Source organism: Flavobacterium notoginsengisoli (assembly GCF_042686225.1).
Lineage (GTDB): Bacteria > Bacteroidota > Bacteroidia > Flavobacteriales > Flavobacteriaceae > Flavobacterium > Flavobacterium notoginsengisoli.
This window is the reverse complement of the sequence record NZ_JBHUOT010000007.1, coordinates 1-25381: the sequence shown is the minus strand read 5'-3', so window position 1 is coordinate 25381 and position 25381 is coordinate 1. Positions and strand designations below refer to the sequence as shown.

The 25381-nt window shown below is 33.3% G+C and carries 20 protein-coding genes; 15 read left to right on the top strand and 5 right to left on the bottom strand.

All coding sequences use genetic code 11. The features are described from left to right. Nucleotides 1–9: 9 nt before the first annotated feature. Nucleotides 10–2409, bottom strand: a complete 2400-nt coding sequence (locus ACFS3A_RS16210) for a TonB-dependent receptor (RefSeq protein ID WP_379826605.1) — start codon at nt 2407–2409, stop codon at nt 10–12. A gap of 107 nt (nt 2410–2516) precedes the next feature. Between ACFS3A_RS16210 and ACFS3A_RS16205 the strand changes: the two genes are divergently transcribed. The 9 genes from ACFS3A_RS16205 to ACFS3A_RS16165 all read left to right on the top strand — a co-directional run bounded on the left by ACFS3A_RS16205 (nt 2517) and on the right by ACFS3A_RS16165 (nt 13169). Next, complete coding sequence (locus ACFS3A_RS16205) at nt 2517–3548, top strand: AraC family transcriptional regulator (RefSeq protein WP_379826604.1); 1032 nt, start codon at nt 2517–2519, stop codon at nt 3546–3548. Between the two features lie 1424 nt (nt 3549–4972). Further along, nucleotides 4973–5287 carry a hypothetical protein gene (locus tag ACFS3A_RS16200; RefSeq protein WP_379826603.1) on the top strand — a complete coding sequence of 105 codons (315 nt, stop codon included), beginning with the start codon at nt 4973–4975 and terminating at the stop codon, nt 5285–5287. A gap of 223 nt (nt 5288–5510) precedes the next feature. Next, entirely contained in the window at nt 5511–6200 is a 690-nt protein-coding gene (locus tag ACFS3A_RS16195) for a hydrolase (RefSeq protein ID WP_379826602.1), read from the top strand. Nucleotides 6201–6284: 84 nt separating this feature from the next. Next, nucleotides 6285–8072, top strand: a complete 1788-nt coding sequence (locus tag ACFS3A_RS16190; RefSeq protein WP_379826601.1) for an amidohydrolase — start codon at nt 6285–6287, stop codon at nt 8070–8072. 6 nt (nt 8073–8078) lie between these two features. Continuing rightward, nucleotides 8079–9446, top strand: coding sequence for an alginate export family protein (locus ACFS3A_RS16185; protein WP_379826600.1), 1368 nt, complete (start codon nt 8079–8081; stop codon nt 9444–9446). Between the two features lie 129 nt (nt 9447–9575). Beyond that, nucleotides 9576–10142: a 2'-5' RNA ligase family protein gene (locus ACFS3A_RS16180; RefSeq protein ID WP_379826599.1), complete on the top strand. Its 567-nt coding sequence runs from the start codon at nt 9576–9578 to the stop codon at nt 10140–10142. Nucleotides 10143–10320: 178 nt separating this feature from the next. Continuing rightward, nucleotides 10321–11244 (top strand): helix-turn-helix domain-containing protein, encoded by a 924-nt coding sequence (locus ACFS3A_RS16175; protein WP_379826598.1) that lies wholly within the window; start codon nt 10321–10323, stop codon nt 11242–11244. Between the two features lie 198 nt (nt 11245–11442). Beyond that, complete coding sequence (locus ACFS3A_RS16170; RefSeq protein WP_379826597.1) at nt 11443–12165, top strand: SDR family oxidoreductase; 723 nt, start codon at nt 11443–11445, stop codon at nt 12163–12165. A gap of 239 nt (nt 12166–12404) precedes the next feature. Beyond that, entirely contained in the window at nt 12405–13169 is a 765-nt protein-coding gene (locus ACFS3A_RS16165; RefSeq protein WP_379826595.1) for an SDR family oxidoreductase, read from the top strand. 285 nt (nt 13170–13454) lie between these two features. Here ACFS3A_RS16165 and ACFS3A_RS16160 read toward each other — a convergent pair whose 3' ends face one another. From ACFS3A_RS16160 to ACFS3A_RS16150, 3 genes are all read right to left on the bottom strand, one after another. Then, on the bottom strand, nt 13455–13928 hold the full coding sequence (locus ACFS3A_RS16160) for a hypothetical protein (RefSeq protein ID WP_379826594.1): 474 nt from the start codon (nt 13926–13928) through the stop codon (nt 13455–13457). A gap of 132 nt (nt 13929–14060) precedes the next feature. Further along, nucleotides 14061–14765, bottom strand: coding sequence for a LytR/AlgR family response regulator transcription factor (locus ACFS3A_RS16155; protein ID WP_379826593.1), 705 nt, complete (start codon nt 14763–14765; stop codon nt 14061–14063). Further along, nucleotides 14762–15799, bottom strand: a complete 1038-nt coding sequence (locus ACFS3A_RS16150; protein ID WP_379826592.1) for a sensor histidine kinase — start codon at nt 15797–15799, stop codon at nt 14762–14764. Before ACFS3A_RS16150 ends, ACFS3A_RS16155 begins: the two co-directional genes overlap by 4 nt. Nucleotides 15800–15973: 174 nt before the next feature. Here ACFS3A_RS16150 and ACFS3A_RS16145 point away from each other — a divergent pair, with 174 nt between their 5' ends. From ACFS3A_RS16145 to ACFS3A_RS16120, 6 genes are all read left to right on the top strand, one after another. Next, nucleotides 15974–17359, top strand: coding sequence for a TolC family protein (locus tag ACFS3A_RS16145; protein WP_379826591.1), 1386 nt, complete (start codon nt 15974–15976; stop codon nt 17357–17359). A 12-nt stretch (nt 17360–17371) separates the two neighbouring features. Continuing rightward, nucleotides 17372–20662 (top strand): efflux RND transporter permease subunit, encoded by a 3291-nt coding sequence (locus ACFS3A_RS16140; protein WP_379826590.1) that lies wholly within the window; start codon nt 17372–17374, stop codon nt 20660–20662. A 220-nt stretch (nt 20663–20882) separates the two neighbouring features. Further along, the gene (locus tag ACFS3A_RS16135) at nt 20883–21971 is read left to right on the top strand and encodes an efflux RND transporter periplasmic adaptor subunit (RefSeq protein WP_379826589.1); all 1089 of its coding nucleotides are present in this window, start codon (nt 20883–20885) and stop codon (nt 21969–21971) included. A gap of 371 nt (nt 21972–22342) precedes the next feature. Next, nucleotides 22343–23770 (top strand): AAA family ATPase, encoded by a 1428-nt coding sequence (locus ACFS3A_RS16130; protein ID WP_379826588.1) that lies wholly within the window; start codon nt 22343–22345, stop codon nt 23768–23770. Between the two features lie 30 nt (nt 23771–23800). Further along, on the top strand, nt 23801–23965 hold the full coding sequence (locus ACFS3A_RS16125) for a hypothetical protein (RefSeq protein WP_379826587.1): 165 nt from the start codon (nt 23801–23803) through the stop codon (nt 23963–23965). Between the two features lie 210 nt (nt 23966–24175). After that, the gene (locus ACFS3A_RS16120; protein ID WP_379826586.1) at nt 24176–24643 is read left to right on the top strand and encodes a hypothetical protein; all 468 of its coding nucleotides are present in this window, start codon (nt 24176–24178) and stop codon (nt 24641–24643) included. A gap of 51 nt (nt 24644–24694) precedes the next feature. Here the strand turns inward: ACFS3A_RS16120 and ACFS3A_RS16115 are convergent, their stop codons facing one another. Continuing rightward, complete coding sequence (locus tag ACFS3A_RS16115) at nt 24695–24928, bottom strand: hypothetical protein (protein WP_379826585.1); 234 nt, start codon at nt 24926–24928, stop codon at nt 24695–24697. Nucleotides 24929–25381: the final 453 nt, after the last annotated feature.

Here is a 25381-nt window from a genome sequence, read left to right as displayed (position 1 = left end):
ATATTAGAATTATTTATTCGATTTATTAAAAAAGTATCTAAATTTTACATAAAAAGCCCTACTAGGTTTTTGAAGTGAAAAATTATCCACAAGTTCATTATCCAATAAGTTTTGACACTCTAAGGCGATGTTGTATTTTCCATCCGCCATCGTGTAAACCAGGTTTAAATCATGCTTCATTTGTACAGGAATATCGTGTTTACCATTTGAGCCTCCTCTACTTGGCCAGTACAAATAATAGGCATGGACATAAAGAAGATTATAGCCTACAGATAAATTATTTCCTTTTTTAAAGACATCGTTAAAAAAAACTGTTCCATCAAGATTACCAAATAAGTAAGGGATATTAGGCATTCTGTCCTTATAGTAATAGGAAACATAATTTTGCTCTGGCTCATATTTGGTCATATTGCGTATATCCTGATACGTCATATTAAGACCAGAAGTAAATCGTCTTTTGTAAGAGTATCGAATCTCTCCATCAATACCTTTTGTTCTTACACCTCCCTGATTAACGGTTACAGTTTTGTTCTGATTATTATTAAATTCAGTACGAATAAAATCAGTACTATTGCGGTAGATACCATTTACATCAAATGTTAAAGCATTAACGTCATTAAAACTAGTTTGCCAACTCAAACCTAAATTAATATTGTTACTCGATTCTGGCTTTAAATTATTATTACCCTGTAAATTAGCATTGGGATCACCAAAAATTTCATCTGATGTAGGTAATCTATACGTTTTTTCATAAGAAGCTTTTAGCTGTAAATTTTGCTTTAAATAGTAGCTGCTTGCTCCTCCATAACCTAAATTAGATGATTTATCATTTAACACCACATAAGCAACATCTCCCCAGTTTCCGGAAGGATTATAACTTCTGGTGAGAGTAGTACTTAAATCATAATTTTTCACAAATAACGAAGTGCTCCATTTTTGATTGTAGTCAAATTTATAAGCCGCAGCCAAAATATTCTTTTGTAGCTTTTGAGGCTGCTGATACGTTATGGACTCTGGATAAAGTTCGTCACTTCCTTTGCGGTCAAATGTGTTAAATGTATTGTTTACTAATAAAGAGTGACGTTCTCCTATAGCATAAGTCGCATTGAAAGTAGCTATTCCATTGTTGTTTTTAAATTTATAAAGGGATCTCTCAGCTTCTCCACCCAGACCTGGTCTTGGATCATATTGTCCAAACCAATTGTATCGTCTGTTTACAGTATCTACAGTTTGTTCATAACCAAAATTAAAATTTCCTGTTACATTCACATTCAACCCTTTTGTAAACAAATCTTTTACCTGGTATTTTAAAGTAGGCATCAAAGTATTGCCACGTCTATATCTTTCACCAAATACTGCAACCATTCTGGCTCCGGTTTGAATATCGGCCTTATTTTGTCCAGCTGTAAAACCAAACATCAATTTATCGGCATATTTTTTACCTGTAATTCCAATATTAAAGATTACAGTTTCATTATGGTAATTATCATGAAATCTTCTTACTCGTGTTTCTTTAAAATATTGATTAGTTTCTAAATTTTGAGCTTCAACATTTACCCAGTAATTATTATCCGAATAATTCTGAAATGCATTAATCTCTGCGGTAAAACCACTTTTTGAAGTATAACCTGCATTTATAGCAGTTTTAAACGTGTTAAATGATCCAAAGGAATAAGAAGCATCCACATAGGTTCTAGGTTTACTATTCGTTACAATATTAACCGCTCCTCCCAAAGCATCTCCACCCAGCCAAATAGGCACAACCCCTTTATAAACCTCTACACGATCAGCCAGGTTAATTGGAATGTTATTGATTTGAAAAGACGAACCAAAATTATCCATCGGCACGCCGTCAATAAAAATTTTAATTTGGTTCCCTGAAAACCCATTAATCGATAATTCTGATCGGGATCCCACACCTCCGGCTTCACGAAAACGTACGCCTGACACTCTATCTAAAGCATGTGCCAGATCCAGAGTAGAGTTATGCAGTTTTTTTGCATCTACAGCTGTTACATTATAAGCTTGTTTATTGATCTTATCTACTGACGAGCGTCCTATTACGGATACGTTTTCTAATTCGTTTAACTCATTTTCTAATTTTATAGAGAGGTTAACATTGTTGTTATTAGGCGAAAGTTCTACATGCTTTTTGATGGGAGCAAATCCAATAGCCGAAATTTTTAAAATATACTTTCCGGATTTGACATTCTTAAAAACAAACTTTCCATTTTCATCAGAAATCATGCTTAAGTTAGTTTTTTCTATAACTACTGTTGCAAAAGGAATTGTTTGACCAGATTTTTCAGAAACTTGTCCAGATACCGTGAAACCTTGATTTTGTTGGGCTTTTACAAAGAACGAAAGGAAGAAAAATGAAATAAAAAATAAAAATTTTTGAGTTGACATATCTTTAATTAGACTAATTATAAATAACTTTGCCGCAAAAGTACCATCAACAACCAGAAAAAAGATAGGGAAAAACGGATTATTATTTTGTAAAAACGGATTAAATTTTGAAAATCAACGCCACTCTTTTAACACCAGAAACTCCAATTATTAAAATTCAAATTGGAGATAAGTATTACCCAAAAAGCACATTAACTGAAGAAACAATCAATATAGAAAATAATGATTCTGAAAAAATAACAAGTCGCCATTTAATAACAGAAGGCCTGGTTTTATTAGATACTCAAATGTACTATGACAGTTCTAAAACTGTAATTTTTGAAATTGATGAAGAAACTGTAGTAATGAATTTTATTTACAGCAGTAATGTCGAAACCCAAATTGATCAATTGGAAGGTGAAAAGTATTCCAGAGAAAATACTCATAATATATTTTATACCAATAATTTTAAAGCCACTTTTACTATTCCTGCCCATAAGCAGGTTAACTATTTATCTATTATTCTTTCTAAAGAGTTTTATTACAACATAATTAATGAGGACTGGCAGCTTCATGAAAAATTTTCAAAAAACATTTTACATAAAAAATCCAGTTATCTCACTTCCAAATATCTTCCATTTACTCCAGCAATACAATGGGTTACGCATGAAATAAAAAGCTGTACTCGTCAAGGTGCATTAAAACGAATTTATATCGAAAGTAAAATCAAAGAACTTCTCATTTATCAGCTGGAAGCCATTCATACGAAGCCCTCCACAAAAGAAAAAATTGAAGAAGAAGATTACAAAAAATTATTAAAAGCTAAAAACATATTAGACAACGATTATCGAAACACTCCTACTCTACCCGAACTTTCCAGACAAATCTCCTTAAACGAATTCAAATTAAAAAAAGGATTTAAAGCCTGTTTTGGCACAACTGTCAAAAGCTATATCATTAAACTTCGAATGGAACATGCTAAAGAATTGTTTCAAAGCAAATCGGCAACAGTAAGCGAAGCTGCCTATAAATGTGGATATAAAGATGTATCACATTTTTCGGCGGCATTTAAAAACTATTATGGATTTTCTCCTCAGAAATTCAAAATCAACACCGACATTATTAAATTTTGGCTAATTGGGCTTTCCTTTTTGTGGTAAAAAAAAGGGTTTTAAAATTATGTCCGTCGACTTAATCTTAAAACCCAAAAAAATTAGACATTAATTGTACATTGCAAACTATATACAAATACCCACGATCAAATGAATATGTCTCATTAAAATAAAAACGTTTCTCCAAAAACTGTTTTCTGTAAAAATTCTAAGTGACCTCTAAAAAGGTAAAGAGTAGCACCGTTTTCAAATTTCTACATCCCAAAATTATAATGAAGAAAACAGATTCCCTTACGGTTTTCCACATCATAACAAAAAAGAAAGCATTTTTCAAAACAAAACAAAAATAAGTCATTGTTTTACAAATAATTAGATTTAAAAGTTTAACATTTTTTTAAACTTAATAAAGAGCATTTTTTTCAAAAAAAACATTAAAAATTTAAAAAATACACTTAAATATCGTTTTCTTATTCCAGATTAAGAGTTCTTTCCTCTTCACCTCTTTACATTTGCAAAGTAAATTTATAAGTTCTGTCAAAAACTAAAATTAAAATAGAAAAGAAAACTTAGAATCTTAGTGCCTTAGCATCTTAGAAAATTAAAAAAAATCTTTCTTATTCCAGATTAAGTTGAAGTAAAATTGGAACTGATAAATTTGCAATATCAATTACAAGTTCTGTCAAAAACTGAAATTAAAATAGAAAAGAAAACTTAGAATCTTAGTGCCTTAGCATTTTAGAAATTTTAAAAAATCTTTCTTATTCTAGATTAAGTTGAAGTAAAATTGGAACTGATAAATTTGCAATATCAATTACAAGTTCTGTCAAAACTGAAATTAAAATAGAAAAGAAAACTTAGAATCTTAGTGCCTTAGCATCTTAGAAACTTAAAAACAATCTTTCTTATTCCAGATTAAGTTGAAGTAAAATCGGAACCAATACATTTGCAATATCAATTACAAGTTCTGTCAAAAGCTGAAATTAAAATAGAAAAGAAAACTTAGAATCTTACTGCTTTAGCATCTTAGAAACTCTAAAAAAATCTTTCTTATTCTAGATTAAGTTGAAGTAAAATCGGAACCAATAAATTTGCAATATCAATTACAAGTTCTGTCAAAAACTGAAATTAAAATAGAAAAGAAAACTTAGAATCTTAGTGCCTTAGCATCTTAGAAACTCTAAAAAAATCTTTCTTATTCTAGATTAAGTTGAAGTAAAATCAGAACCAATAAATTTGCAATATCAATTACAAGTTCTGTCAAAAACTGAAATTAAACATAGAAAAGAAAACTTAGAATCTTAGTGCCTTAGCATCTTAGAAACTCTAAAAAAATCTTTCTTATTCTAGATTAAGTTGAAGCAAAAATGAAAGCAATAAATTTGTAAAGTAAAATCACAAGTTCTGCGAAACTGAAATTTCAAATTAAAAAACATAGAAAATCAGAATCTTAGAAGCTTAGAAACTCAAAAAAAATGAAAACACTTGAATTCTTATTACTCGGAAAAAACGAAGCGATCCTGGCCATTTTACTTCGCCTTGTAAATGCTTATGAAGACTGGAATGCAGTCGCATTTAGCAACGAAACAGAAGCTCAGGACTATTTTCAGAACCACAAAATTGACGTTGTTCTTTTGAGCTCCGGAATCGAAGATCATGTCGAAAAAGAATTTACTTTATTTTGCTTAGAACAACAGCCAGACGTAGAAGTAATTGAACATTTTGGAGGCGGAAGCGGATTATTAAAATCAGAAATTCTCCACCGTTTACATCTAAAAGGAAAAATTTAGGTACCACATTTTTCTCTTTTAAAATTCAGTAAAAGTTTACCGAAAATCATTTAACGAATATCCAATTTTTTATAACGATATATCGCTAGGATCACTATTGCCTTTTCTGAAAAACCTTTTAAAATCAATACATTAAAAACAAGGCATTTATTTTGAATGCAAAACACTGAAAATCAAATACAAAATATTAAAAACCTTTATTTAACAACAAAATCAAATTATCATGAAAAAATTAATCCTTACCGCAGCTTTATTATTTGTAACCTTTATCGGATTCGCTCAAAAACCAAGTCCGGCACAATTAGATCCCTTCAATCACACTTTAGTTTTAATTGATTACGAAAGCCAAATGGCCTTTGCAGTAAACAATATTCCAATCGATCAGCTTAGAAACAATACTGCTTTAGTAGCAGGAGCTTCTAAAATATTCAAAGTTCCAACCATTGTAACAACAGTAGCGGAAAAATCATTTAGTGGACCAGTGTTTAAAGAAATTGAAGAATTCTACCCACAAAAAACATCTAACTATATTGACCGTACTTCTATGAATACCTGGGAAGATATTCCGGCACACAAAGCGATAGTTGCAAAAGGTAAAAAGAAATTAGTCTTTGGAGGTTTATGGACAAGCGTTTGTATCGTTGGACCAGCTTTATCAGCAATCAATGAAGGATATGATGTTTACGTAATTACAGATGCAAGTGGCGACGTTTCTAAAGAAGCCCACGAAATGGCTGTAACTCGTATGGTTCAGGCTGGTGCTCATCCAATAACTTCTTTACAATATTTATTAGAATTACAACGCGACTGGGCTCGTCAGGAAACTTATGTACCGGTAACTGATTTGGTTAAAAAATATGGAGGTGCTTACGGTGTTGGTGTTCAATACGCTCACGAAATGTTGAAACACTAAATAAAATCGCATACAGATCTTTTTAAAAAGGCTGTGTTATTGCACAGTCTTTTTTTTTTCCAAAACCAATTAAATACCACAACCATGAAACTCTCTTTAAAAATAGCCGCTTTTCTTTTAATCATTTCCCTTCCCATTTTCGGACAAAACAAAAAAGCCACACTTATCGTTCATCATGCTGTAATTCACACTTTAGATGATAAAAATACAATCGTCGAAGCTATGGCTGTTGTCGATGGAAAAATCCTAAAAACAGGAAAAAACAGTGAAATCTTAAAATTAAAAGACAAAAAGACAACTGTAATTGATGCTAAAGGAAAAACAATCATCCCAGGTATATTCGATTCTCACATGCATATTATCAGAGGCGGAAGATTCTACAATACTGAATTACGTTGGGACGGTGTTCGTTCTCTCAAAAGAGCTTTAGCCATGTTGAGAGAACAAGCACAACGAACTCCAAAAGGACAATGGGTTCGTGTTGTAGGTGGATGGAACGCTTATCAGTTTGAAGAAAAAAGATTGCCTACTTTGGCTGAAATCAACGAAGCAACCGGTGATGTTCCTGCATTTATTCTTCATTTATACGGACACGCTTATTTAAACAAAGCAGGTTTGGAAACTTTAAAAATCGATGCCGATACGCCAAATCCAAATGCCGGATTGATAGAAAAAGATCCAAATGGAAATCCCACAGGACTTTTAGTTGCAGAACCAAATGCTTTTATTTTGTATTCAACATTAGCAAAACTTCCTGAATTAACACAAGAAGAAAAATTCAATTCGACTAAACAATTTATGACCGAAATGAACCGTCTTGGCGTCACAGCGATTATGGATGCAGGAGGCGGATTTCAAAACTTTCCTGATGATTACGGCGTAACAAACGGTTTATGCAAAGACAGCGATTTAACGGTTAGAATGCCTTATTATTTGTTTGCACAAAAAGCAGGAACTGAATTAAACGATTATACTAAATGGATGCAGACAGTCGAAATTGGCGAAGGCTGCGACGACGATCATCATTCAGATAAAGTAGAATATCACGTTCAGGGTGCAGGAGAAAATTTGGTAATGAGCGCCGGAGATTTTGAAAATTTTGATAAACCAAGACCTGAATTAAGCCCTGCAATGGAAGGCCAATTAAAAGAGGTTTTGTCTTTATTGGTAAAAAACAGATGGCCGTTTAGAATTCACGCCACTTACAACGAAAGCATTACACGATTTTTAAATGTAATTGAAGACATCAACAAAGAAACACCTCTAAACGGACTTTTATGGTTCTTTGATCATGCGGAAACGGTTTCTACAGAGAATTTAAAACGAATAAAAGCTTTAAACGGCGGAATCGCAATTCAGCACAGAATGGCGTATCAGGGTGAAAGTTTCATTAAAAGATACGGAAAAACAGCTGCTTCAAGCACCGTTCCATTAAAGAAAATGTTCGAATTAGGAATTAAAGTCGGAATGGGAACAGACGGAACACGTGTAGCAAGTTACAATCCGTGGGTTGGTTTATATTGGCTGACAACAGGAAAAACTTTAGGCGGTTTAAAATATATGAATGATGAAAATATTCTAGACAGAACCAAAGCTTTACAATTGTTTACTTACGGAAGCGCACAATTAATCAATATTGAAAAAGACAGAGGAATGCTCACATCTGGAAAATTGGCCGATTTTGCTATTCTTTCTGATGATTATTTCTCTACTTCTGAAGAAAATATCTTAAACATCGAATCAAAACTGACAGTAGTAAACGGAAAAGTAGTTTATGCCGATAATGATTTTAGAACTTTTGCTAACGAAAAACCAAAAGCAATTCCAGATTGGAGTCCGGTAAATTACTTTGGAGGATATCAAAAAAACTAATTCAAAATGAAAAACACATTCTTCTTATTGTTGCTTTTGGGAATCTTTTTTTCTGCAAACGCACAACAAAAACCAGTTTTCCAAAGGCTGCGATATGAGGATGATTTCACTTATCTAAAAGCTGATTCTGCGAAAACTTTATACGAGAAAATCAAATATATTCCGTTAGGACAAAACGATAAATACCACGCCTCAATTGGCGGTGAAGCCAGACTGCAATATACCTATACAGTCAATAACAAATGGGGAGACGAATCTGATGACGATGGTTATTTACTTTCCCGCTATCTGTTTCATGCGAATGTTCAATTAGGAGTTTTCAGAACATTTATTGAATTACAAAGCAGTTTAGCAAATGGTAAAACAGATCCAAGTCCGGTTGATGAAAATCAGTTAGACATTCATCAGGCTTTTCTGGATATTGATTTTATCAGAAAAGAAAACGAACAATTAACGTTTCGTTCTGGAAGACAAGAAATGATGTACGGTTCCCAGCGTTTAGTTGCAGTTCGTGAAGGTCCAAACAGCAGACTTGCTTTTGACGGATTGAAATTATTTTATAAAAAAAACAATTGGCAGACAGATGCTTTTTACACACATCCCATCGCCAATAAACCCGGAACTTTTAATGACCGTTTTAATGAAAATGCCAAATTTTGGGGAAGTTATACAGTGATTCACAAAGTACCATTTATTCAGAATATCGATTTGTATTATTTAGGATTATGGAAAAGCCGAGCTGTTTTTGATGATGCAATTGGAGAAGAAAACAGACAATCTATCGGAACCCGAATCTGGAAAAACAAAGGAAACTGGAAATATGATTTTGAAGGTGTTTATCAATTCGGAAACATCAATCAAAAGACAATCTCAGCCTGGACAATCTCTTCTTTTGCCTGTTATACTTTCGAAAACATAAAATATACTCCCGAAATTGGCTTAAAAACAGAAATTATTTCTGGTGATAAAAGTTCCGGCGACATGCATTTACAAACCTTTAATCCGCTATATCCCAGAGGCGCTTATTTTGGTTTGGTTGCTTTAATTGGACCGTCTAACTTAATTGATGTTCATCCCTCAATTAATTTCAGTTTATCCGAAAAATGGACTCTTGGAATTGATTATGATATTTTCTGGAGACAAACAATAAGTGATGGTTTATATGCGCCAAATATGCAGCTTTTATATTCCGGAAAAGATACTACTGAGCGTTTTATAGGTTCTCAGTTAATTTCAAATATAAACTATGATATGAATAATCATTTAGGTTTTACATTAGAAACCGGCTGGTTTAACGCAGGAAGTTTTTTAAAAGAAGTCGGTTCCGGAAAAGATTATTTTTATGCAGCGCTGACAGCACAGTTTAAATTTTAATAACAGAACTGAAGGTTCGATGCATTTTGTAGGGACGGATTTTAATCCGTCCATAAGGAAAAGATTATTTTTATGCGACGTTGACGGCACAATTTAAATTTTAAATTTGTGTAATTCAAAATCCTAAAAATGGAGAAAACATATTCGGTTGTATTTTATTCGAAAAAAGTGGTTGGCCCTGTCAAAGAATTAAAAGACCTCTTGAAAAGCAAAGTACATAAAAATTGGTACAGTAGCTGCAACTCTGAAGCTCATATTACCATCTGCGAATTTACTATTGATGAATCTCAGCTTGACTCTGTTAAACCTAAACTTTCTAAAATTTCAGATAATTTTACGCCTTTCCAGGTATCTTTAGATCATTTCGCCTCTTTTCCGAATGCTGGTGTTTTTTTTATTGGTGTAACCGAAGATTCAAAAAATCATTTTGTTCCAATCATGAAAAAGATTCATGAAACTTTGAAATTTTTAAAGCTCAAAAAAAGCGAGAAACCACATATGTCAATCGGCAGAAGATTAACTCCTGAAAATCTTAAAATTGCTTCTGAACTTTTTACTACAATTGATCTCCAATTTGAATGCAATGAAATTGTTTTAAGAGAATTTGATCCAATAAAAAAACAGTTTTTTGTAATGGATGCTTTTCCTTTTGGAAGTAATCCCGAACCTGAATTTGTGCAGGGAAGCTTGTTCTGATATAGGTTTTGCCGCAAAGACACAAAGTCACAAAGATTTTTTAGCAAATTTTTAAACATACAGTTTGTTATTTCAGAAATGACGAACTGTATGTTTAATAAACTTTGCGACTTAGCGCCTTGGTGGCAAAAACCAAATAAACATTTTTTCGTATATTTGAATTTTACAATTCATAAATATGAAATCCTTAGATTCATTTTACCAAGACATTACCGAAGGTTCGGCTGTTGACCCTACTTCTCTATTACCAAATGATATTCAAAAGGAGATCGGGCATTTTAATGTTTTTGACATTAAAGAACTTCTGGAGCGTATGAAAGGAAAACCCGGAATGCCTTATGACAGGAGAGCTTATTATAAAATAAGCTTAATTAGAGGTCACAACAAAGCAGAATACGCCAATAAAATAATCGAAATAGAAAAACAGGGATTGTTATTCGCAACACCAAAGATTCCGTATAATTATTTACCACAAGATACGAATCAGGGCGGGCAATTTTGTGTTTTTACCAGCGAATTTTTATCCAAAAGTAAAAGCGGAATTGATTTGGACGAACTGCCTATTTTCGCCTCAGACGGTTATCCTATTTTTCAGTTATCAGATGAAGAAGTTGAAGAAGTGGCTTTGATTTTCAAAAAGATACAAAAAGAAATCAATTCCGATTATATTTATAAATACGACTTAATTAGAAATTATGTTGCTGAGCTGATTCACTTTGGGCAAAAATTACAGCCTATAACCGCTTTATATTCCAAACACAATTCCGCAGCAAGAGTTTCTTCTTTATTTGCTGAACTACTTGAAAGACAATTCCCAATTGAATCCCCAAATCAGCGTTTAGAACTTAGAACTGCGAAAGATTTTGCAGCAAGATTATCTGTCCATGTCAATCATTTAAACAAAGTATTAAAAGAAAACACCGGAAAAACAACAACAGAATTAATCAGCAACCGATTAACAAACGAAGCCAAAATCCTTTTAAAACAAACAGACTGGAATATTTCTGAAATTGCCTATTCACTTGGTTTTGAAGAATTAGCACATTTTTCTAATTTCTTTAAAAAGCAAACTTCCTTGACGCCTCTGGCCTTTAGGAGTTAGGTTGTTTTATTTCAGATTTCAGATTTCAGGTTTCGAGAACTTTGTAAAAGTTTAACACGCAAGTTTGGAATCTGGAATTTAAAAATTTTGGAATTTACCACTAGTGATTTGAATTTCGCAAACATCGGTTTGATATTTACAATTCTCGACATCTGCTTTGCTCCTACCTTTGCCTCATCAAATTAAAAGAACAAAAAGATGAATTTATCAAACAACAAAATTCTAATAACCGGAGGTGCAAGCGGTATCGGACTTGGACTTACCGAACGATTTATTCAGGAAAACAATACCGTGATTATCTGCGGAAGAAGAGAATCTGTTTTAAATGAAGTTAAAGCAAAATTCCCAACCGTAATTACAAAAGTCTGTGACTTGTCTATTGAAGAAGAACGTACAGCACTTTACGAATGGATTTCTGAAAATCATCCTGATCTAAACGTATTAATCAATAATGCAGGAATTCAAAACTGGAAATCGATAACAGATGTTGATTTCTATGAAAGCATGAAGGCAGAGATCCATACTAATATTGAAGCGCCTTTACATTTAACTTCCTTATTTATTAAGTTAAAATCTTTGACAACAGTAATGAATGTAACTTCGGGACTAGCATTCTCTCCTTTTGCAAAAGTTCCTGTTTATTCGGCTACAAAAGCATTCTTTAGATCGTTTACACTTTCATTACGTCATTTATTAAAATCAAAAAATATTGAAGTAATCGAAATCATTCCGCCAGCCTTAAACACCGATTTAGGCGGAATTGGTCTTCACGACGCACATCCGAGCGTAAGCAGTTTTATCGAATCTATTTTTGAACAATTGAAAGAAGGCAGATCAGAACTTACTTTCGGAACTAGCGAAACAAGATTAAACGCTAGCGCTGAAGAATTGAGAAATCATTTTAATGCAATGCATTCTTAATCTTTAACTTTTAATTTTAAACACATAGAAACATAGTTTTGCTTTGTCCATAAAGGCGTTTTACTCAGATAAATGCACATAGCTATGTGTTAGAAACTAGTTTCTTTCTATAATCTTTAAAAGAGAACAAAAATCTATGTTTCTATGTGTTTAAAAAATAATCGTACTAAATGTCTTCGACTTCGCTCAGACTGACAAACAACAAACAACAAACTATAAACAACAAAATACTATATAAAATGGCAGTAAATACAAAAATAGCTCTGGTTACAGGCGGTAGCAGAGGTTTAGGAAAAAACATGGCAATTGCGATTGCCAAAAAAGGAATTGATGTAATTATTACTTACAACAGCAAAAAAGAAGAAGCTGATTCAGTGGTAAAAGAAATCGAAAACTTAGGTCAGAAAGCAGCAGCACTTCAGTTAAACGTAGCTGAATCTTCAACTTTCGATTCTTTTTTTAAAGAAGTTGAAACCACTTTAAAAAATACTTTTAAAACAGATAAACTCGACTTTTTAATAAATAATGCCGGAATTGGAATTCACAATTCATTCATTGGCACAACGGAAGCTGAGTTTGATCAATTGACTAATATCCAGTTTAAAGGGCCTTTTTTCCTAACTCAGAAAGGATTAAACGTAATGAATGACGGTGGGGGAATTGTAAATATTTCTACAGGTTTAGCAAGATTCTCTTTCCCTGGATATGCGGCTTATGCTTCTATGAAAGGAGCAATGGAAACTTTAACTAAATATCAGGCAAAAGAATTAGGAGCCAGAAAAATCAGAGTAAATATTGTTGCTCCGGGAGCAATCGAAACTGATTTCGGCGGCGGAGTGGTTCGTGACAACGAGCAAATGAACCAGCAGATCGCTTCGGTAACCGCTTTAGGAAGAGTTGGTTTACCTGACGATATTGGTGGTGTTGTCGCCTTTTTGTGTACAGAAGATGCGCGCTGGATAAATGCCCAGAGAATCGAAGCTTCCGGCGGAATGATGTTGTAAAGTGGTTTCAAGTTTCAAGTTTCAGGTTTCAGGTTTAACCGCTATGAACGCTAAGGTTTACGCAATGTTCGCAAAGTTTTTCACATAAAGCTTTGCGAACTTTGTTTTTTTTTGCATGATCTATTAAATAAAAAACTTTGCGCTCTTTGCGTTAAAATTATGTTCAAAGTAAAGAAACCTGAAACTTGAAACCTTGACACAAAAACCTAAAAAACAAAACCCGATAAGCATTAAAAAACTTATCGGGTTTGTCGTTTCAAATATAATTTGAATTAGTAAGCAATCTTAATTTTTTTCGATAATTACATCGAAACCACCGTCTTTATCAAACTGAATGTCATAAAATTTGGCGTCTTTGGTTATTCCAACTTCATAAGTTGTCATATTTTTATAATCCACCACCATCGCAATCTCACGAATGGCTTTTGGCGAATAGTTTTTCTTTAAATAAGCCTGTGCTTTTGGTGGCAATTTACTTAGGGGAATCTGTAATTCATAAGCTTTCATATTACCCAGATTGTCATAAATTGCTAATGCTTTGGTTGTCGTATTTACATTATATCGTGCTTCATAACGAATTTCGTCATTATCGTCTCCCACATACTCCTCAGACCAAACCGGTACTTTGCCCGGATATTCTTTTTCAAAAGCAAGTCTCACCTGTTCCGGCGGCGTGATTACTTTCTTCATATTGATTCCTTCTTGTGCAATTACAAAACTGCTGCATAAAAAAGTGAAAATCAAAAACACGTTTTTCATAGTTTTATTTTTAAATTAAACTTCAGACAACGTATTAAAAGTACTACTTTTTAATGAGGTACAAATGAAGAAAATAAAATTTTTAAGAACGTTTTTTAACATTAAAAACCATACTATTAAACTAAGTTATAATTACAATTCTAACTTTTTTAATCTGTCGGTCAATTCTCTTTTATAAGTAATTCCAATTGGAATTCTTTCATTTTTAATAACAACAAAATCTTTTTCTGTTGCTTCAATTTTATCAAGTGCTACGATGTAAGATTTATGGATACGCATAAAATTCTTTTCCGGCAGACATTTCTCAAACTCAGTTGTCGTAATAGAAGCCAGATAATTTCGTTTGGTCGTATTAAGCTTTACATAATTCCCAAAACTCTGCGCAAACAAAAGTTGTTCTAATTCTATTTCAATAAAATAACCATCTACTTTTACACTAACCGAATTGATTGTCGCTTCTTCTGCTTTTTTTACATTTTCTGTTGCAAAAAAACGGTCAATTGCTTTTAAAAACCTTGGAAAATAAATAGGTTTCAGTAAATAATCAATTACGCCGTAATCGTAACTTTCTAAAGCAAATTCAGAATAAGCCGTTGTCAAAATAGTTTTAGGATGCGTCGGAAGAATTTTAAGCAGTTCCATACCGGAAATCTCAGGCATATTAATATCCAAAAACATTAAATCTACCGTATTTTCACGAAGAAAATTCATAGCTTCAATACCATTATATCCCTGAAAAACCAATTCTAACTGCGGATTCTGTTTGATATAATTAGCCAGAACATAATGCGCAGCAGGTTCGTCATCAACAATGATACATTTTTTGGTTTCTCTCATCCTACAAACTTTTTAAGCTGTATTTCCAAATCTACAATATAAGTCTTCTTATCGTCCTGAATATCCAGTTTATAGTCTTTTCCGTAAATTAAATTCAGACGTTCAATCGTGTTTTTTAAACCAATTTTAGTCGAAATCACATCATTTTTCTTCGGAATCGAATTCATAACATGAAGATTCAACAATCCGTTTTCAACCGTAATCGTGATTTTTACAAAGCAGTTTTCGATAGCACAGGTTCCGTGTTTAAAAGCATTTTCAATAAATGCAATTAACAACATTGGTGAAATTTTATAAGCGTTTTCGTTATCCACATTACTTTCAAATGCAATATCACAACGATAGCCTACACGCTCTTTTTCCAGCTGTACATAACTGTTTATAAATTCCAGTTCGTCTTCTAAAGATACGCATTGTTTACTGTTACTTTCTAACTGATAACGCATTAACTGCGAAACTTTCATAATTAAATCCGGTGTTCTGTCCGGAAACTGAAGACTGATTCCGTAAAGTGTATTAAAAGTATTAAACAAAAAATGCGGATTTAATTGTCCTTTCAAAGAATTTAACTGCATCTGATTGAACAATAAAGCCGCATCGGTTTGTTTTCGGTGAATACGATAAAACTTAAAGACAATTATCGGACTCAGAATACAGACCAAAGTTCCTAAAACACTCGCCAATTGGTAAGCATAACTTCTCTGATGAGAGTTTTGATACAAATGACATTTGGCAAACATATCCAGCATTGTAATTTCATACAAAATAACAGAAAACACAAAAACCCCAAAAAGCGTCAGGATGATATACGTAAAAGGCTTGTTTGCTTTAAATAAAATCGGAAGTAAAAAAAAGCGGTTAAACTGGGCATGCATGTACAAAATGCAATAGAAAAATATACCCATTGCAATAGATACGAATGAACTAAATAACATCCAGTCATTTTTCAAGGTATAAATTGTAAATGAAAAAAGGACAACAGCCACTTCCTGCCACCATTTGTTGTCCAATATGTTATCAATTTTTTTATTCATTCTTAATTTTCAAATAGGGTACAAAGTTCGAACAAATATTTAATTAATAATTCGTAAAAATGACCAATTCAATTCGTCATTTACTAGTGCAGTACATCACTTAACCTGACTTTTATCAGTGTAAGAGAAATAAATTTGTTTCATCAAAAACATTTTATATCACACCTTGAGTTTATGTATTTCAAAAAAATTACCATTTTATTTTTATTGATTTTTGCCTCAATCGGTTACTCTCAAACTCTGTCATTAAAAGAAGCAGTAAAAACAGGGCTTGAAAACTACGGTTCGATCCGGGCAAAAAACAATTACACCAATGCATCAAAAGAGACTCTAAAACAATCCAAACGGGATTATCTTCCGAACTTAAATTTATCTGCGCAGCAGGATTACGGAACGGTAAACGGGCAAAACGGACCGCTTTATGGTTTTGGAGGTTTGGGAGTTGCTTCATCAGGTTTACCTCTTCCTGAACAAAATTGGAATTCGGCGTTTGGAGCGCTTTATTTAGTCAACATGAACTGGGATTTTTTCACGTTTGGAAAAACACAGGAAAAAATCAATTTATCTAAAATTGATATTCAGGCTAAAGAAAAAGATTTACAACAGGAAAAATTCCAGCAGGAAATCAAAATTTCAGCTGCTTATCTGAATTTATTAGCAAGTCAGAGATTGTTGATTTCACAGCAAAAGAACTTAGACCGTGCTGAAGTTTTCAAAAAAACAGCAGTTGCGAGAGTTAAAAACGGATTATTAGCCGGAGTCGATTCTACATTGGCTACAGCCGAAGTTTCTAAAGCCAAAATCGCTTTAAACTTAGCCCGAAATTTTGTTAAGGAACAAAACAACAAACTGGTCGATTTAATGGGCGTTGCGCCGCAGGATTTTGTTACCGATACCCTTTTTGTAACTCAGATTCCAAAAGAATTAATTCAGGGTAATGCTGCAAATGACAGTCTGCATCCTTTATTGCAATTTTATAAAACCAAAATCGATTACAGCAATCAGCAGGTTAAATTATTCAAACGTTTCTATTATCCAACTATGAGTGCTTTTGGTGTTTTACAAACCAGAGCTTCGGGATTTGAAAACAGTTATGCAACAGATCAGACTGCTTTTAACAGAAATTATTGGGATGGCGTAAATCCGGATCGTACAAATTATTTAGTCGGAGTTGGAATTACATGGAATTTAACCACACCATTTAGATCCAGCAAACAAGTCAGCGCTCAGAAATTTGTTTCTCAGGCCTTGCAGGAAGAATACAATCAGGCAGACAGAGAATTGAAATCGCAGTTGAATTTTGCTGAAGATAAGATCAAAATCACATTAGAAAACTATGCCGAAGCGCCAATTCAGGTCGATGCGGCAAAAAGAGCTTACGTACAGAAATCGACTTTATACAAAAACGGTTTAACCGATTTAACTGATTTAACACAAACAATGTATGTTTTAAACCGTGCCGAAATCGATCGTGATATTGTCAACAATAATGTATGGCAGTCGTTTTTACTGAAAGTAGCCGCAACTGGCAATTTTGACTTATTTATAAATGAATTTTAATTATAGATCCTAATGAATTTAATACGTTTTGCACTCCGCAAACCCATTTCCATATTAGTATTGGTTGCGGGTCTATTTTTCTTCGGAATTGGTGCCATCAAAGACATTAAGGTAGATATTCTGCCAAAAATGAATTTGCCGGTTATCTATATTGCGCATCCTTTTGGAGGTTACACGCCGGACCAGATGGAAGCTTATTTTGCTAAGACTTATGTCAACATTCTGCCTTTTGCCAATGGTGTAAAATCGGTAGAAACCAAAAATATTCAGGGGTTAATGATTATGAAATTAACCTATTATGAAAACACAAATATGGCGCAGGCTGCAGCCGAATTGAGTTCACTTTCGAACAGGATTCAGGCGGCATTTCCTCCGGGAACACAGCCTCCATTTATCATTCGTTTTGATGCTTCTTCTCTTCCAATCGGACAATTGGTTTTGAGCAGTAAAGTACGTTCCAACAACGAATTACAGGATTTAGCCAACGTTTATGTTCGTGCTTCGTTTACTTCGATTCCAGGATTATTATCTCCTGCTCCTTTTGGAGGAAGTCCGAGAACTATTGAGGTTAATGTTGATCCCGATTTATTGCGTTCGCACAATATGACACCGGATCAGGTTGTAGAGGCGATTCGTGTAAACAACCAGACGGCTCCTTCCGGAAACGTGAGAATGGGCGACAAAAACTATATTACACCAACAAACAATACGATTAAAGAAGTTAAAGATTTTGAAAACATTCCGTTGTTTAAAGGAAGCGTTCAAAACTTAAAATTAGGCGATGTTGCCACTGTAAAAGACGGTGCCGATATTACAGCAGGTTATGCTTTGGTAAACGGAAAACGTTCTGTTTATATTAGTATTGCAAAAGCGGGAGATGCTTCAACCTGGGATGTGGTTCAGAAATTAAAAAAAGAACTTCCTAAAATTCAGAGTACATTACCCGAAGACGTTAAATTATCGTATGAATTTGATCAGTCCGTTTATGTAATCAACTCGGTTAAAAGTTTAATTACTGAAGGAATTATCGGTGCGGTTTTAACAGGATTAATGGTTTTATTATTTTTAGGAGACCGTCGTGCCGCTTTGATTGTAATTATGACCATACCAATTTCGATTATTTCGGGAGTTTTATTCCTGAAATTATTTGGACAAACCATCAACTTAATGTCATTATCAGGATTAGCTCTGGCAATTGGTATTTTGGTGGATGAAAGTACCGTAACCATCGAAAATATTCACCAGCATCTCGACATGGGAAAACCAAAAGCTCTCGCCATTTGGGATGCCTGTCAGGAAATTGCACTGCCTAAATTATTGATCTTACTTTGTATTTTGGCTGTATTTGCTCCTGCATTTACTATGGTTGGTATTCCCGGAGCGTTGTTTTTGCCTTTAGCTTTAGCAATCGGATTTTCAATGGTGATTTCATTTCTGCTTTCGCAGACCTTTGTACCTGTAATGGCAAACTGGATGATGAAAGGCCACGCCAAACACGAACATGGTCCTGAAATCACAGATGATGAAGCCGAATTTAATGACAGCGGTATAACGCCGGAATCGGAACAAAATCTAATCACTCAGAAAAAAGGATATGTAGAAAGAGAAGATACCAACAACGACGGAAAAGTAAGCTTATTTGAGCGTTTCAAAATTCGCTTTATGAGAACGCTGGATCGATTGTTTGTTCATAAAAAAGCAACCACAATAGTTTATTTAGTTTCGGCTACGGCACTGGCAGTTGTTTTAATTACTTTTATTGGAAAAGATGTATTTCCAAAAACCAATTCAACCCAGTTTCAATTGAGACTTCGCGCTCCGGACGGAACCCGTTTGGAAAGAACAGAAGAGCAAGCCGTAATTGTTTTAAAAGAATTAAAGAAAATGGTTGGGCCGGAACATATCGGAATTTCTTCTGTATATGTTGGTCAGCACCCGTCTTTATTCTCGATTAACCCAATTTATTTATTCATGGCAGGTTCTCATGAAGCTGTTTTTCAGGTGAGTTTAAAAGACATTCATCTGGATATGGATGATTTTAAAGATGACTTTAGAGCAAGACTTAAAAAAGTACTTCCGGATACTAAAGTTTCATTTGAACCAATTGAATTAACGGATAAAGTTTTAAGTCAGGGATCACCTACTCCAATCGAAATTCGAATTGCAGGAAAAGACAAAAAACGAAATGAATTGTACGCTACAAAAATTGTAGAAAAACTAAAAGCAATTTCGTATTTCAGAGACGTTCAAATTGGTCAGCCTATTCATTATCCGGCTATGAATATTGATATTGACAGAACCCGTGCAGCCGAATTGGGAGTAGATATGAATGATATTTCCCGTTCACTTGTCGCTTCGACCTCATCATCAAGATACACCGAAAAAAATATGTGGGTCGATGAAAGAGCCGGATTATCGTACAACGTTCAGGTTCAGGTGCCGTTGAATCAAATGAAAAGTAAAACAGATATTGGAGAAATTCCATTACTGAAAAACTCGCTTCGTCCCGTTTTAAGTGACGTTGCTAAAATTACACCCGGATTTGTAAGTGGTGAAAACGACAATTTAGGAGCCATGCCGTACATTACCGTTACTGCAAACATTAGCCAGACCGATTTAGGAACGGCAACAAATGATGTGGGCAAAACAATTAGTTCATTAGGCGAATTGCCACGTGGTTTATTTATAACGCCTATTGGATTAAGTACTGTACTGACCGAAACATTAAGCAGTTTACAATCCGGATTATTGGTTGCCATTTTCGTAATCTTCTTAATGTTGGCTGCTAATTTCCAGTCGTTCAAAGTTTCGCTGGTTATTTTAACAACAGTTCCTGCGGTAGTTTTAGGTGCTTTATTAATGCTGACCATTACCGGTTCAACGTTAAACCTACAATCGTATATGGGAATCATCATGTCGGTTGGAGTTTCGATTGCCAATGCCGTTTTACTGGTTACGAATGCCGAACAGCTTCGAAAAATAAACGGTAATGCCTTAGAATCTGCGAGAGAAGCGGCAGCGCTGCGTCTTCGTCCGATTATCATGACTTCGGTTGCGATGATTGCGGGAATGTTACCAATGGCAATTGGTCATGGCGAAGGAGGCGATCAGGTTTCTCCGTTAGGAAGAGCAGTTATTGGCGGATTATTATTTTCTACTTTTGCTGTATTGTTAATCCTTCCGCAGATATTTGCGTGGGCACAAGCAAAAACAACGACACAATCTGTTTCTTTAGATCCTGAAGACGAAGAAAGTATCCATTATATCTCATCAATAAGTAAGTCGAAAGTTGGAAAATCATAAGGTTGAAAGTCCAATCGTGTAACTAAAAAATAAACACATAGAAACATAGAATTTTATGTCAAAAAAAGAGAAGAAGAAGAAACAAGTTTCCACACATAGCTAAACTATGTGCATTTAAATTAGTGAAATGCCTTTTTTTAAGCTTCAACAACTATGTTTCTATGTGTTAAAAAAATTACACTCAACGGGTTAAAACATATTTATCATATAAAACCAAAAAATGAAAAGCAACATTATAAAATCATCTGCATTATTATTTACAGCATTAGTTGTATTAAGCAGCTGTGAAAAGAAAAAAGAAGAAACTGCGAAACCAGAAATCGAACCTAAAGTAGAAACTTTCGCTTTAGCTAAAGAAAAACTGACTACAGAATTGCGTTTACCAGCCGAAATTACGGGTTTTCAGCAAGTAGATTTATATGCTAAAGTAAGCAGTTTCGTAAAATTATTAAAAGTAGATATTGGAACGAAGGTAAAAAAAGGACAGCTTTTAATTGTTTTGGAAGCGCCCGAAATTAGCTCGCAACTGGCTGCTGCCGAATCGAGATTAAAATCGATGGAAGCCATTTACGCGACCAGCAAAAGCACTTACAACCGTTTGTACGAAACCAGCAAGGTGGAAGGAACGATTTCTAAAAACGATTTAGAAATGGCAAGCGGTAAAAAGAATTCTGATTATGCGCAATTACAAGCGGCAATTGCAGCACACAAAGAAGTTTCGATTATGAGAGGTTATCTGGAAATCCGTGCTCCTTTTGATGGTGTTGTAGCGGCTAGAAATGTGAATTTAGGAACATTTGTTGGCCCGACAGGAAAAGGGTCTGATTTGCCTTTATTAACGATTCAGGAACAAAGCAAATTGCGTTTGGCAGTTTCTATTCCGGAATTATACACAGGATATTTACACAACGGCGACGAAATGAGTTTTAATGTAAAATCGTTACCTGAAACTTTTAAAGCTAAAATTACCAGAATGTCCGGCGCTTTAGATTTAAAATTACGTTCTGAAAGAGTCGAAATGGACGTTCACAACACCAAAGGTGATTTATTACCCGGAATGGTTGCCGAAGTTTTGTTACCGCTTAACGCGAAAGACAGTACGTTTGTAGTACCAAAATCGGCAGTAGTAAATTCTGCTGAAGGTTTATTTGTGATTAAAGTTTTAGACCACAAAGCAACAAGAGTAAACATTAAAAAAGGAAGAGAAATCGACGATAAAATCGAAATATTTGGCGACTTAAACCCAAAAGATAAATTGGTTAAAATTGCCAGCGAAGAAACTAAGGAAGGCGATATCATAAACGAATAACCTGCGTTTAGTCTTCATTTTAGTGATTACCAATTACTGTACGCATTCTTAGGAGTGCAAATTTTTAAATTTGCTTAAAAGGGCAGTTCTTCTTTAATTGGAGGGACTGTCCTTTTTTTTAATTATCTTTTTTTAATTAATTAACTTTTTAAACTTGATCTGTTTTTTGATTTTAAAATTCTTTTGAAGATTTTGTAAGTTTTTCAAACTTTTAATAAATAAATATCAGGTATATATACGTATTACCACAGTCTAAATATTTATTATAATTGTTAAAATTATGGTTTTCCGTAATAATTGAATTTCTTAAAAAAGCACATTTGTTGCTTTAATGTTTTTCAATAGATTTTAAACAAATTTAAATTATGAATATGGATTTTTTAAAAGGAAGTGCTTTGGTAGCATTTATAGTTGGGTTTTGGGATAAAATAAAAACTGGTTTATGGATGATAGTATCAATTTTTATTCAAAAAATAGAAATTAAAAGTGAAGATACACACGATTCAATAGTCGCTTTTTTAATAAAAAACTACAAAAAACTACCAAGCTATGACAAAGTTTACGGTTCGCAATATGAATCCTTTCGAAATGGAAAATATGGTTTAGTGCCTTATGAAAAGTTTGGCTCAAAATCAATTATTTTTTTGAATAACAAAAAAGTTTTAAATTTCATTAAACTTCCTTTTTATTTTAGTAATTCAAATCCAAATAATGATTCTGTTGCAGAAAATACACACCATGCAACTGAAAATGAAAAGACTTATTCATATATTTTATGTTTAAGATCAACTTTAGATTTTGATGAAATTGTTAAAAACGCAGTAATAGGAAGAAATAAAATTAGTTGGAATATAGACGAGAAAGAAGAAAATTCAAATAGATTTAATATATACTATTTTCCTGAAAGAGAATATGGTGGTAATGAACGTCATGGTCATAATTCTGGATTTGCATGGTACAGACAAGATCAATATAGAATATTAGGTGTCGCACAAGAAGAATTAGGAAGAGAGAGAAAAAGTAATGGGAAAGCACTTGAAAATCTTTTCTTTCCTAAAGAAGTTAAAGATTTGATTGATGTAATAGGATTGTGGGTTAAGAGTCAGAATTGGTATAAAGAAAAAGGAATTCCTTGGAAAAGAGGATGGCTGTTATATGGCCCTCCAGGAACAGGAAAAACTGCTTTAGCACGTGCATTTGCTGAAGATTTGGATATGCCAATCTATTTTTTTTCAATTGGACAACTTTCAAATAGTGATTTCATTAAATCATGGCAAAGTATGCAACTAAATGTACCTTGCATTGCATTGATTGAAGATATTGATAATGTATTTGATAAAAGAAAAAATATTGTTCAAAATTCCATGCTTCTTTCAGGAATTATGAATAATGAAAATGATGGAAGTACTAATGATAACCAATCTATGAAAATGCCATTAACATTTGATACATTATTAAATTGTATTGACGGAGTTGATAAATCAGATGGAATATTCACAATTATTACGACTAATGATATTTCAAAGATTGATTCAGCTATTGGAGTTCCGGAAACCCTCGAAGATGGGTCTCAAAAATTCATTTCTACTCGACCAGGAAGAATTGATAAAGCGATTGAGCTCACATATATGTTGAAAGAAAATAAAATTGAAATGGCAAATAAGATACTAGGTGATTTTCAAGATCAATTAAATGCCACTTTAGAATATATAGACACAGACACAAAAGAAACTCCTGCTCAATTTCAAGAATATTGTTCACAAATAGCTTTGCAAGAGTATTGGAAGCTTAATCAATAATTTTTTAACCCCTAAATAAACTATCAATTTATGAAAAATTTAATTTTAATTATTGCTCTCTTACTTGCATTTAATGTTAATGCACAAGCAAAAAAGCAATATAGAAGTGCAAAAACCGGGCAATATATTACAAAAGCGAAAGCTCAAAAAAGTCCTTCAACAACTTACAGTACAACAAGGAAGTCAAGAAAATAAACAAAAGAAAAAATAAACCTCGATTCTTAAAAAATCGAGGTTTATTCATTTCACAAATTCTACTCCCTACTCAAATAAGGATTCAAAATTTCCCCACGCTAGCGCGAGCGTCTCGCTCGTGAATACTTAGAATTTCTAAACAAAAATAATTGTAAGAGGACTAAACTTTTTACTTTAAATTTGACTTTGACCAAAAAATTTAGATCTAAAATGCCATCAGAAAGTAAATTAAAATATAAGTACGGACAACTTTGGGTAAAAGATGGCTTTTTATTGGTATTCTATATTTTTCTTTTTGACGAACTTAAAAATGATAATTCAGATTTTATTGAACTAAAAAAAGAACTCGTTCAAAACATTGATAATATATTAATGGACATGTTTGGCTTTCTTGATTTTAATGAATTTATAATTTCTGATGAATTAAAAAATAGTATAATCCATCATATTGAAAAGATAATTACAAAAGTAAACGAAGAAAGTAATTATTTTTCGTTAGAAAATTTAGATACAATTTTATCTGACATCAAAATTTATCATTCAGAAAATCTAGATTATGAACCTTCAAAAGAAATGATTTCAAATATATATGATGAAAATTTATACACAGTAAAGGATAATTACGTGGAAGAGTTTAATGATATAAAATCATTGCTAGAAAAAGATTATCGCATTTAAATTAAAAACCTCGATCCTAAAAAAAATCGAGGTTTTTTCATTTCACAAACTCTACTCCCTACTCAAATAAGGATTCAAAATCTCCGCCAATTCATTGAGCCAATAATAATTGTCTTCAAAATTGGTTAGTCCAATTTGGAGGGTTTCGTGTTGTCGCATTACGCCGAGAGCTAAAATGCAATTTACTTGTCTTAAGATTTTAGCCATATCTTCGGGATCTATAATATGGTTAAAAAAATCAATCAGCCTTGTTTCGGCTTCTTTGGAAAGGGTGTTTGAATTCATAATGTCGTAATATTAGGAATATAAAAACCCTTGCATCTTAGTGTTCCTAACGCTTACGACGGCGTTTACGGTCGTTTCCGATACCGTACACATAATACAAGGGCAAATCTTGTTCTAATTTAAAGTCGTAATATTTAGGAACTTCAAATGTAAGAAAACTTTTTAAAAGAAAGATTTTTCTTTCAATAATTATATTATTAATATCAAATATAAGAATTCTATATTTCAGCAGCGATTTATAGCATTTTTGTCATTTTGACCGAAGGGAAAAATCACACCAGAAACTTCGCAATCTAAGTCGCCAATCTTTGTCGATATGCGCGTGTGATTTCTCGTTCCTCCTTTAGATTTGTTTTTTGAAATTTTAAGTAGATTTATGATTGAGAAAGGAAGCAAAAGTAAACTATTCGGTCCTCCGAGCTTATGACTCATATTTCGATTAAGACTTTAGCT